Origin of the sequence: Rhodococcus sp. NPDC006774 (assembly GCF_040636045.1) — a bacterium.
Taxonomy (GTDB): domain Bacteria; phylum Actinomycetota; class Actinomycetes; order Mycobacteriales; family Mycobacteriaceae; genus Rhodococcoides.
The window spans coordinates 1-10,973 of record NZ_JBEYIW010000041.1 but is presented as its reverse complement, the minus strand read 5'-3'; the positions used below and the strand labels follow the sequence as shown (position 1 = coordinate 10,973).

At 64.9% G+C, this 10,973-nt stretch carries 11 protein-coding genes and 1 pseudogene; 11 read left to right on the top strand and 1 reads right to left on the bottom strand.

What is annotated here, in order from left to right:
- Nucleotides 1-447, top strand: a 447-nt coding sequence (locus ABZ677_RS27560; protein ID WP_358375221.1) for a phytanoyl-CoA dioxygenase family protein, incomplete at its 5' end; no start/stop codon positions are given.
- Nucleotides 448-688: 241 nt separating this feature from the next.
- Here the strand turns inward: ABZ677_RS27560 and ABZ677_RS27555 are convergent.
- Nucleotides 689-985 carry an antibiotic biosynthesis monooxygenase gene (locus ABZ677_RS27555; RefSeq protein WP_032376247.1) on the bottom strand — a complete coding sequence of 99 codons (297 nt, stop codon included), beginning with the start codon at nt 983-985 and terminating at the stop codon, nt 689-691.
- Between the two features lie 601 nt (nt 986-1,586).
- Between ABZ677_RS27555 and dnaK the strand changes: the two genes are divergently transcribed.
- The 10 genes and pseudogenes from dnaK to ABZ677_RS27505 all read left to right on the top strand — a co-directional run.
- Nucleotides 1,587-3,467 carry a molecular chaperone DnaK gene (gene dnaK / locus ABZ677_RS27550; protein WP_032396347.1) on the top strand — a complete coding sequence of 627 codons (1,881 nt, stop codon included), beginning with the start codon at nt 1,587-1,589 and terminating at the stop codon, nt 3,465-3,467.
- A gap of 8 nt (nt 3,468-3,475) precedes the next feature.
- The gene (locus ABZ677_RS27545; protein ID WP_032396037.1) at nt 3,476-4,000 is read left to right on the top strand and encodes a nucleotide exchange factor GrpE; all 525 of its coding nucleotides are present in this window, start codon (nt 3,476-3,478) and stop codon (nt 3,998-4,000) included.
- A gap of 6 nt (nt 4,001-4,006) precedes the next feature.
- Nucleotides 4,007-4,936 (top strand): DnaJ C-terminal domain-containing protein, encoded by a 930-nt coding sequence (locus tag ABZ677_RS27540; protein WP_358375217.1) that lies wholly within the window; start codon nt 4,007-4,009, stop codon nt 4,934-4,936.
- Nucleotides 4,933-5,262, top strand: coding sequence for a chaperone modulator CbpM (locus ABZ677_RS27535; RefSeq protein WP_032376243.1), 330 nt, complete (start codon nt 4,933-4,935; stop codon nt 5,260-5,262). The genes ABZ677_RS27540 and ABZ677_RS27535 overlap by 4 nt, the downstream gene beginning before the upstream one ends.
- Nucleotides 5,244-7,877: an ATP-dependent chaperone ClpB gene (gene clpB / locus ABZ677_RS27530; protein ID WP_358375214.1), complete on the top strand. Its 2,634-nt coding sequence runs from the start codon at nt 5,244-5,246 to the stop codon at nt 7,875-7,877. The genes ABZ677_RS27535 and clpB overlap by 19 nt, the downstream gene beginning before the upstream one ends.
- A 14-nt stretch (nt 7,878-7,891) precedes the next feature.
- Nucleotides 7,892-8,344 (top strand): thioredoxin, encoded by a 453-nt coding sequence (gene trxA / locus ABZ677_RS27525; RefSeq protein ID WP_358375211.1) that lies wholly within the window; start codon nt 7,892-7,894, stop codon nt 8,342-8,344.
- Entirely contained in the window at nt 8,341-8,607 is a 267-nt protein-coding gene (locus tag ABZ677_RS27520) for a UBP-type zinc finger domain-containing protein (RefSeq protein ID WP_082898839.1), read from the top strand. Before trxA ends, ABZ677_RS27520 begins: the two co-directional genes overlap by 4 nt.
- Nucleotides 8,585-10,285, top strand: coding sequence for an FAD-dependent oxidoreductase (locus ABZ677_RS27515; protein WP_358375207.1), 1,701 nt, complete (start codon nt 8,585-8,587; stop codon nt 10,283-10,285). Before ABZ677_RS27520 ends, ABZ677_RS27515 begins: the two co-directional genes overlap by 23 nt.
- Before the next feature lie 63 nt (nt 10,286-10,348).
- Entirely contained in the window at nt 10,349-10,621 is a 273-nt protein-coding gene (locus ABZ677_RS27510; RefSeq protein ID WP_358375204.1) for a hypothetical protein, read from the top strand.
- Nucleotides 10,618-10,973: pseudogene (locus tag ABZ677_RS27505) on the top strand (alpha/beta hydrolase); the annotation flags it as partial. The gene ABZ677_RS27510 and the pseudogene ABZ677_RS27505, both read left to right, overlap by 4 nt.

The following is a 10,973-nucleotide window of genomic DNA, read 5'->3' as shown; positions in this document are numbered from 1 at the left end:
GACGCGGAGCATTTCCCGCTCCAAACCACGCAGGCGGTCACTGCATGGATGCCGATGTCGGCGATCCCCGGCCGAATGGGTCCGCTGTCGTTCGCTCGCGGCCGAGAGGTGCTGAGCGAGGTTGCGGACTTGGAGTTCGACAAGGTCGGCACGTCGTACGACGAGGCCGTCGCGCAGCGCTTCGTCGAGCGTGACGTCGCGGTGCAGTCGGAGCCGTTCGCAGTGGGCGACGTGTCGTTCCACTCCGCGCTGTGCATCCACACCGCGGGGCCCAACCTGACCACTCAGCCTCGCCGAGCGCTGGCCACCACCTACTTCGCCGACGGGGCTCGAGTCGTGGAGTCGCCGACGCTGATCAGCGGAACGTGGCGCGAATTCCTTCCCGGTGTCGAGCCCGGCGGCCTCGCGGCCTCCGAACTGAACCCTGTGGTCGGCCGCCGAGACTGAGCCGACGGTACTCGCGCCGAGACCCGGTCGTGCCCACCCCTATCGGCGCGTCACAGCGCCGGAGTCCGCGAACCGATCGACGAACGATACGCACCTCCCAGAATCACCGGAATGCAACAGGAACAACCGATCTCACTCAGCGTGGACATGTTGTCGGCGCACACCCGGGCGGACAACCGAAGCGGGCCAACAATTCAGGACGACAGTCGGGCTCGCAGGTGAGCGAAGTGTGCAGTCCAGGTCAGAGCTTCTCGGCGAGTACATCGAGGTAGCTTATTTCGGGCGGCGAGGCGAAGAGTTCGTCCGCCCGTTCGCCGAGAGCCTGGCCGACCGGTCCGTTGAGATGCGTTTCACGGGCGGCGTCGTCCGGGAAAGCATCGACGATGCCGAACGTCGATGGGCCGAACCGTACCGCCAACCAGGGTCGGGTGCCGGGCTCCTGTTCGACGAGCGGTTGGGCCGACCGGAGAAACTCCTCGACTGCATCTTCCTTGCCGGGCTTGGCTTCGAGTCGGACCAGCAGTGCCTTGGTGACCATGACGATTCTCCTGTTCGAGGTGGTGGACACGGCCAAGCATCACACCTCGGACCGGCAAAGGGAAGGGCCTGCAGTCCGCGCGCAAGAGCGAATTTGGTTTTACCCCTAGTAATCTCGCAGCCGAGAGAGGATACTCGACCGGTAGAGGGAATAGACACGCCAGGTGCAGCGCCGGCCGAATTTCGGTCACGTCGCGAAACATGTTGATGTGCCAACGTTTTGGGTTACCGGTCAGTTCAGCGTGCTGCTGCGAACTGCCCACACCGCGTATCGGCTCGAACATCACGATCTGTTTGCACGGATACAAAAATATCGAACGCCCGACACTCGCCGACGACGACAGTCGCGACCAAGGATTCATGCGGTCGACTTCCGTTGTACGGTGAATAATGCTGCCTAACAGCCACATTCGTTCTCATCCAATCATTTTGCGCTGCGGGTGTGTCGGCCACCTTCTCGAACTGCATTTCCCAACAGGCGTGCCGATCTCGACTCGTACCAGCCAGTACAACCACCTCACTACGAAGTCTTCGCCGATGTCGGGGTAACGGACGACGCTGTCCACATGCTCACCGGCCGGACCGATCGAAAGGAACGAGTCATGGCGACTGCTGTGGGTATAGACCTGGGCACCACCAACTCCGTCATCGCCAGCTGGCAAGGCGGCGAGCCGGTGGTGATCTCCAATATCGAGGGAGCGCGGACGACGCCGTCGGTGGTGGCCTTCACCGAGAGCGGAGAACGGCTGGTGGGTCAGCTTGCCCGACGGCAGGCGATCTTGAATCCGAAGGGCACGATCTACTCGGCGAAACGCTTCATCGGACGCCACTACGACGAGATCTCCGATGAGGCAAGAGCGGTCAGCTTCGACATCGTGGCCGGTGACAACGGCGAGGCCCGAATCGATGTGCGGGGCAAGAAGTATGCGCCGGAGGAGATCAGTGCCCTCGTACTGCGCAAGCTCGTCGACGACGCGAGCAAGTTTCTCGGCGAGAAGGTCAAGGAAGCGGTCATCACAGTACCGGCGTACTTCAACGACGCGCAGCGCAACGCCACCAAGGACGCCGGCCGCATCGCGGGCCTCGAAGTCCTACGGATCATCAACGAGCCGACCGCTGCGGCGCTGGCGTACGGCATGGACAAGCAGGTCCACGAAACCGTACTGGTCTTCGACCTCGGCGGCGGCACCTTCGATGTGAGCTTGCTCGACGTCGGCGAGGGTGTCGTCGAGGTTCGGTCGACGGCCGGCGACTCTCACCTGGGCGGGGACGACTTCGATCGACGCCTGGTGGACTACCTCGCCGACGACTTCCAGCAGGTGGAAAACATCGATCTGCGCAAGGACGCACAGGCGTTGCAGCGCCTTTTCGAGGCCGCAGAGAAGGCCAAGGTCGAGTTGTCCTCGGTGACCCAGGCCCAGGTCAACCTGCCGTTCGTCACCGCCGATTCGGACGGTCCCAAGCACCTCACGACCACCGTCATGCGATCGAAGTTCGAGGATCTGACGGCGGATCTCGTGGAGCGCTGCCTCGACCCAGTGAAACAGGCAATGAGTGATGCCAAGGTCACCGCCAACGACATAGACGAAGTGATTCTGGTCGGTGGTTCGACGCGCATCCCGGCGGTGCAAGCCCTGGTTCGCCGGCTCACCGGCGGCAAGGACCCCCACATGGGCGTCAATCCGGACGAAGTCGTGGCTCTCGGCGCGGCGGTTCAAGCCGGCGTGCTCAAGGGCGAGGTCTCCGACGTGCTGCTGCTCGACGTCACCCCGCTGTCTCTCGGCGTCGAGACACAGGGCGGGGTGATGACCAAGATCATCGAGCGCAACACGACCATCCCGGCCCGCCGCAGCGAAGTGTTCTCCACCGCGGAGGACGAGCAGTCCGCCGTGGATGTCGTTGTGCTGCAGGGCGAACGCGAGCGGGCCGCCGACAACCGTTCGCTCGGACGTTTCCGTCTGGAAGACATCCGGCCCGCACCGCGCGGCGACGCCCAGGTCGAGGTCACGTTCGATATCGACGCCAACGGCATACTCAATGTCACGGCCAGGGACAAGGACACCGGCAAGGAACAGAGCATCACGATCAGTGAGCAGAGCAATCTGGACCCGAGCGAGGTCGAACGCATGCTGGCCGAGGCCGAACGGAATCGGGGCGATGACGAGGCGCTGCGCAAAGCTGTCGACGCGCGCAACGAACTCGATTCCGTTGCGTATCAGGTGGAACGGCGACTCGCCGAACTCGGCGACAGCGCGCCACCGCACGACAGGGCACGGGCCGAGATGCTGATCGCCGATGCCAGAAAGGCCGTGAAGGACGGCGCTTCGCCTGCAGATGTACAACCACTCGCCTCCGAGCTCCAACAGCTCCTCTACGGGCTCGTGCCGGTACAGGACGGCGGTGACGGACGTCAGGTCGGTGGCGCGGACGCGGCCTCGACCGATGACGACGACGTGATCGACGCCGAATTCGATCGAAGCTGAGGCACGAGATGGAAAGGGCTGCAGATCATTCGACACCCGAACCAGCGGCCGACGTCACGGAAGGAGATCGAACCGAGACGGTACCGGATCACGCCGCCACGAGTGCCGAGGAGGCTCGACTCGACGACCGCTGGCGCAGAGCCCTTGCCGATCTGGACAACCTGCGCAAGCGGTATGCCAAGGACCTGGAGCGAGAACGGGCCGCGGAGGTGACGAAGGTGTCCGCGGCGTGGCTGCCGGTACTGGACAATCTGGAACTTGCGTTGGCACATGCGGACAGCGATTCGCAGACCGTTGTCGACGGCGTCAAGGCGATTCGCGATCAGGCGGTGCAGGTGCTGTCACGGTTCGGTTTCGAGCGTCACGACGAGGTCGGAGTTCCGTTCTCCCCGCAATTGCACGAAGTGGTCAGCGTGGTGGTCCGGCCCGACCTTCCGTCCGGGACCGTGATCGACGTCGTCCGTCCGGGTTACGGAGAGGACGGACGGCAACTGCGGCCGGCGTCGGTGGTCGTCAGCCGCCCCGAGGGGTGAGCACCGATGGCGCGTGACCACTACGAATCGCTCGGAGTCCCGCGGGGTGCGAGCACCGACGAGATCCAGCAGGCCTACCGCAAGCTGGCTCGCAAGTATCACCCCGACGTGAACAAGGACCCCACGGCGGAAGACACGTTCAAGGAGATGAACGAGGCCTACCAGGTGTTGTCCGACCCGGACACTCGCAAACGCTACGACCGGTTCGGTGCCGACTTTCGGCGTGTCCCCGAGGATTACGACGAACGGACCCGCACCCACTCGGGTGGATACCGCGGTGGCGGGAACAGCGGCGGAGGATACGACCGCGGGAGCAGACGCGTGCACTTCGGTTCCGGTGGCGACGGTGGCGTCGATCTCGACGACCTCTTCGGGCAGATGTTCGGCGGCGGTGGCGGGTACGGGCCGATTCCCGGTGCCGATCAGGAAGCGGAACTGGCCTTGACGGTCGAGGAGGCGTACCGGGGCGGCACACGCACGCTCGGACTGGACGGACGGCAGTACGACGTCGACATTCCGGCCGGGGTCGTGGACGGCCAGCGAATTCGGTTGGCCGGGCAAGGCGGACGGAGCAACGGCGGCGCGCCGCCAGGGGATCTGTACCTCGTGGTACGGATCGAGCCACATTCCCGGTTCCGAGTACAGGGCCGAGACATTCACGTCGACCTCCCGGTATCGCCATGGGAGGCGGTCCTCGGGGCGACCGTCGCCGTTCCCACCCCGGGTGGCGAGGCGAAAGTCAAAGTGGCTCCGGGCTCGTCGACTGGAAGGAAGCTGCGACTGCGCGGCGAAGGAATGCCGAATCCGCGTGGCCCCAACGGCAACCTGTACGCCGAGATCAAGGTGATGGTGCCGTCGAAACCGACAGCACGCGAACGCGCACTGTTCGAGCAGTTGGCCGCAGAATCGAACTTCGATGCGAGGACAAAGACATGAGCGACCCGAACCCGGTGGTCCGGTACGTACTGGTTCGACGCACCGAATTGTCGACCGACGCCTTCGCCGAACGTACGGGGCTGCATCCGGAACTTGCACGGAAGCTCGTGGTCCTCGGTCTGCTCGACGCCGACCGCGTCGTAGGTGGCGAAATGTTCTTCGCGCCAACCGAAGTGGCCCATGCTGCCCGCATTCGACGACTGCGGACTGGTCTCGGCCTGAACTACTCGGCAATCGGGCTCGTGCTCGACCTGCTGGAACGAATCGAGACACTCGAAGCATCTTCCCGCAGAAGGAGGACAACCACATGGACATCAGCAACCTGACCGAGAAGTCGCGCGAAGCGCTGCAGGAGGCCCAGAGCCTTGCGACCAGAATGGGTCACACCGAGGTCGACGGAGAGCACCTACTGCTCGCCTTGGTCGGTCAGCAGGATGGGTTGGTGCCCCGATTGCTCGAGCAGGCCGGTGCCGAGGTCGATGCCCTGCAATCCGATCTGGAACGTGAACTCTCGCGAAGGCCCAAGGTCAGCGGCCCCGGTGCCGGGACCGGTCAGGTGGCGATCACCCGACGCTTGTCCGTGCTCCTCGACGCCGCCGATCGAGAGGCGAAGCGGCTCAAGGATTCCTACGTGTCGGTGGAGCATCTCCTGATGGGCCTCGCCGAAGAGGGTTCGGCCACTGCGGCAGGGCGAGTACTCGCCCGTCATGGAATCACCAGGGACTCCTTCCTCACAGCGCTGACGAAGGTGCGCGGCAATCAACGCGTCACCTCGGCCAGCCCGGAAGGTGCGTACGACGCGCTGGAGAAGTACGGACGCGATCTGGTCGCCGAGGGGCGGGCGGGCAAACTCGATCCGGTGATCGGACGAGACGCCGAAATCCGCAGGGTCACGCAGATCCTGAGCCGCAAGACCAAGAACAATCCGGTTCTGATCGGCGACCCCGGCGTCGGGAAGACCGCGATCGTCGAGGGCCTTGCCCAGCGGATCGTCCGCGGCGACGTTCCGGAAGGCCTGCGCGACAGAACGATCTTCTCACTCGACATGGGTTCCCTGGTGGCCGGCGCGAAGTACCGCGGGGAATTCGAGGAGCGTCTGCAGGCGGTGCTGGCCGAGGTGAAGGCAGCCGACGGGCGGATTCTGTTGTTCGTCGACGAGTTGCATACCGTGGTCGGTGCGGGATCAGTGGGCGGTGAGGGGTCTCTCGACGCCGGCAACATGCTCAAGCCGATGCTCGCCCGAGGCGAGCTGCACATGATCGGTGCCACCACGCTCGACGAGTATCGCAAGCACATCGAATCCGATGCGGCACTGGAGCGACGGTTCCAGACCGTCCTCGTCGACGAGCCGAGCGCCGAGGATGCCATCTCGATCCTGCGCGGACTCCGCGAACGCCTCGAGGTGTTTCACGGCGTGAAGATTCAGGACGGCGCTCTCGTCGCTGCCGTCACCCTCTCGCACCGCTACATCACCGACCGCTTTCTCCCGGACAAGGCCATCGATCTGGTCGACGAGGCGTGCGCTCGGTTGCGCACCGAAATCGATTCGATGCCGGCCGAACTCGACGAACTCACCCGGAAGGTGACCCGGCTCGAGATCGAAGATGCCGCGCTGTCCAAGGAGACCGACGGAGCGAGCAAGGCACGTCTCGACGAGCTGCGCAAGGAGCTGGCCGACCTGCGGGCCGAGGCCGATGCCCGGCACGCTCAGTGGGAGGCGGAGCGACAGGCGATCCGCCGGGTGCAAGAGCTACGGAGCGAGCTCGAGCGCTTGCGCCACGAGGCCGAGGAGGCGGAGCGCGCCTACGACCTCAATCGGGCCGCCGAGTTGCGCTACGGCGAGATCGTCGAGCTCGAACGCAGGCTCGAGTCGGCAGAGGAGCAGCTGGTCACCAGACAAGGCCGGAGCCCGTTGTTGCGCGAAGTGGTCACCGAGGACGAGATCGCCGAAATCGTGGCTGCGTGGACTTCGATCCCGGTCGCTCGGCTGCAGGAAGGCGAGCGACAGAAGTTGTTGCAGCTCGACGAGATTCTGCACGAGAGGGTCGTGGGTCAGGACGAGGCGGTGCAGCTGGTCGCGGACGCGGTGATCCGGGCGAGGTCCGGCATCCGTGATCCGCGGCGGCCGATCGGGTCGTTCATCTTTCTGGGCCCGACGGGCGTGGGAAAGACCGAGCTCGCAAAAACATTGGCCGGTGCTCTCTTCGACAGCGAAGACAACATGGTGCGCCTGGACATGAGCGAGTACCAGGAGCGGCACACGGTGAGCCGGCTCATCGGGGCACCTCCCGGATACGTGGGGTACGACGAGGGCGGACAGCTCACCGAGGCGGTGCGCCGAAAGCCGTACTCGGTAGTGCTTTTCGACGAGATCGAGAAGGCGCACGCAGATGTGTTCAATACCCTGCTACAGGTGCTCGACGACGGCCGGATCACCGATTCACAAGGCAGGCAGGTCGATTTCAGGAACACGGTGATCATCATGACCTCCAACATCGGTTCCCAGCACCTCCTCGAAGGAGTCACACCCGACGGCGAGATCGAGCCGAACGCCCGCGAGCGGGTTCTCGCGGAACTGCGTGGGCATTTCCGTCCCGAGTTCCTCAACCGGGTCGACGACATCGTGCTGTTCACCCCACTCACCCTGCCCCAGATCGAGCACATCGTCGGGTTGCAGCTCGCCGATCTTCGAAACCGATTGTCGGAGCGCAGGATCGATCTGGACATCACCCCGGACGCGCGCAGGCTCGTCGCCGAGCGCGGATTCGACCCGGTCTACGGTGCACGGCCATTGCGTCGATACATCGCCCACGAGGTCGAGACCAAGATCGGTCGCGCGCTACTGCGAGGGGACATCGAACCAGGCGGCACCATCACCGTCACGGTGGTCGACGGAGAACTCGTCGTCGCGTATGCGGAACCCGCCGTCGCGGCGGCCTGAGAGGAGATGTCGCCATGGAATCGGACAAGGTGAAGTGCGCGCACTGCGGCAAGGTCAACAGGGTCCCTGCCGCAGCGGACGGGACACCCCGGTGCGGGAACTGCCACGAGCCGCTGCCGTGGATCGCCGCAGCACGGGACGAGGACTTCGCGGAGATCGCCGAACACCCCTCGGTGCCCGTACTCGTCGATCTCTGGGCGACCTGGTGCGGACCGTGCCGCATGGTCAGCCCGGCGCTCGAACAGCTCGCCCGAGAACGCGCGGGCCGGATCAAGCTGGTCAAGGTCGACGTGGATGCCGCACCCCTGACGTCCGAACGATTCACCGTCAGGGCCGTGCCGACCCTGCTGGTGATGGATCGGGGTGAGGTCCTCGCTCGGCAGGCCGGTGCAGCCCCGGTACACCAGCTACGCGCATGGCTCGATCGAGCGCTTTCGGAGAATGCAGGCAAGGAGGCGACATCATGACGTTCGTGCCAGTGGACCCGCACGTCGATGCAATCCGGTCCGTGGTGCCCAGAACCCCGCAGGGCTGCGAAGAATGCCTCCGTCTCGGGACCCCGTGGGTGCACCTGAGGCTGTGCCTGACGTGCGGGCACGTCGGGTGTTGCGACTCCTCGCCGGGCAGACACGCGAGCGCGCACGCACATGTCGTCGGCCATCCGATCGTTCGGTCGATGGAGCCCGGAGAAGATTGGAGGTGGTGTTATGTCGACCGAAATTTCGTCTGAGGACGCCGGACCAGTTGTCGTCGGCGAGACCACGGACGAGCACGGCGCGTTCCCGCGGCTGACGGACGATCAGGTCGCAGTGCTCGAGGTCGGTGGCACACGTCGATCGGTTCGTACCGGAGAAGTGCTGATACGCGAGGGTGCGCCCAGCAACGACTTCTTCGTCGTTCTGTCCGGCAAGGTCGCCGTTCTCGACGAGGGTGACCGGGACGGTGAACGTCGGATACTTCGCGTGCACGGACCCGGCCGCTTCTTGGGTGAGCTCGGACTGCTCGAAGGTCAGGTGGCGTTCTACACCGCCGAAGCGATCGAAGACGGCGAGCTGCTCGTCACTCCCGCCGAGCGGGTGCGCGAACTGGTTGCCCACGATCCAGTGCTGAGCGATCTGATCCTGCGGGCTTACCTGCTGCGTCGGCACCTGCTGATCGGGCTCGGCTCGGGGTTCCGGATCATCGGGTCCTGCTATTCACCGGACACGTTGCGGCTTCGAGAATTCGCAATGCGAAATCGATTGCCTCACAAATGGATCGATCTGGAGCGGGACGAGCGGGCGGAGCAGCTGTTGCGCAGCCTGGACATCGCCCCCGAGGACGTTCCCGTCGTCATCTGGCACGGCGAGAAGGTACTGCGCAATCCGACGAACACAGAGCTCGCACGCATCGTCGGACTCTCCGTGCCGAACGCGGCCCAGGACGTGTTCGATCTCGTCGTCGTGGGTGCAGGACCGGCCGGACTGGCCGCATCCGTATACGGAGCGTCGGACGGGTTGAACACGGTGACGCTGGAGACGATCGCCGCAGGGGGACAGGCCAGCACCTCCTCCCGAATCGAGAACTATCTGGGATTCCCGGCCGGAATCTCCGGATCCGAATTGGCCGAGCGGGCTGTGATCCAGGCCGACAAGTTCGGTGCCCGCATCCTGGTCTCGGCAGAGGTGACCGGATTGACGTCCGAAGCCGGGTACCACGTGCTCCGGCTCTCTGACGGCGGCACGGTTCGCGGCCGGTCCATCGTGCTCGCCACCGGCGCGCGGTACCGCAAGTTGACCGTTCCCGGTATCGCGGAACTGGAAGGCACGAGTGTGTACTACGCCGCCACTCATCAGGAAGCCCACATGTGCGGGACCGACCCGGTGGCCATCGTCGGCGGCGGTAACTCCGCAGGCCAGGCGACAGTGTTTCTCGCCGAACATGTTTCGGACGTCCACTTGCTCATCCGCAATGACGATCTCGGAAAGAGCATGTCCCGTTACCTGGTCGACCAGATCGAGCACCACCCGCACGTGACCGTGCACCGCCACACCGAGGTTCGCGAGGTCCGCGGCAAGAAGTACCTCGACGAAGTCGTGGTCGAGAACAACCGCACGGGCGAACAGGCCACGATCAGAGCGCACGCCCTGTTCGTGTTCATCGGAGCGACGCCTTACACGGGGTGGCTTGCCGACGCCATCGCACTCGACGAACACGGGTTCGTCGTCACCGGTACGGACGCAGCTCTCGCTCGTGGAGACGGTGCCCTGCAGATCGGAGCAGCGCTGTGCGGGACGCTCGAAACGAGCCGACCCGGCTTGTTCGCTGCGGGCGACGTCCGCAGCGGCTCGGTGAAGAGAGTCGCATCCGCAGTCGGTGAAGGAGCGATGTCGGTACGCCAGGTCCACGAGTATTTCGAGCGACGGTGACATGGGAAAACCGCAGCCATCCCAGCCCTGACGGATCCAGTGGACACACGTACACTGAATCGAGTGGGGAAGAGAACTCAGCGCACACAGGAGTTGGGTGAACTCGCAGAAATCGCGCTTCGCGAGCTGGCGTCGGCCGCGGGTGGTGTCCGCGCAGTTCACTCGGCTATTGCACGACGCACATTTGCCGCCGTGAAACTCGGCGTAGGGCCGGCTGTCTTGCCGACACAGCTGATGCACGACGCGATCGCCGCCGGCACCTACGCGAGCATCGTCGCCGCCTGCTCCGGCGCAGCCAAGACAGTCGGCGCGCTGACCGGTGGCGCGCAGACGTGACCGGCGACGACGTGACCGAGGACGACACCCGACCGTCGCCGTCGCACACCACCGGCGGCGCGCAGACCATCGCTGTCCTGCACGGTCTCATCGGCGACGATATGGAGCGCAGTTCCCGAGTGCTCGCCTACCCGATGGCGATTCGCGTCGACGGTCGCCCGGTTGTTCCGAAGTACCGCGCCCTCGCCGCGGCGTTCCCCGACGCGGGAGCGCACCTCGTGTTGTTCCTGCACGGGCTCGTCGAGACAGAATCGGCATGGCGACTCGGCGGGCGGCCCACCTACGGGGAACGGCTGGACTCCGAAGCCGACACCACCTCGATCTTCCTGCGCTACAACACCGGACGTCGAAT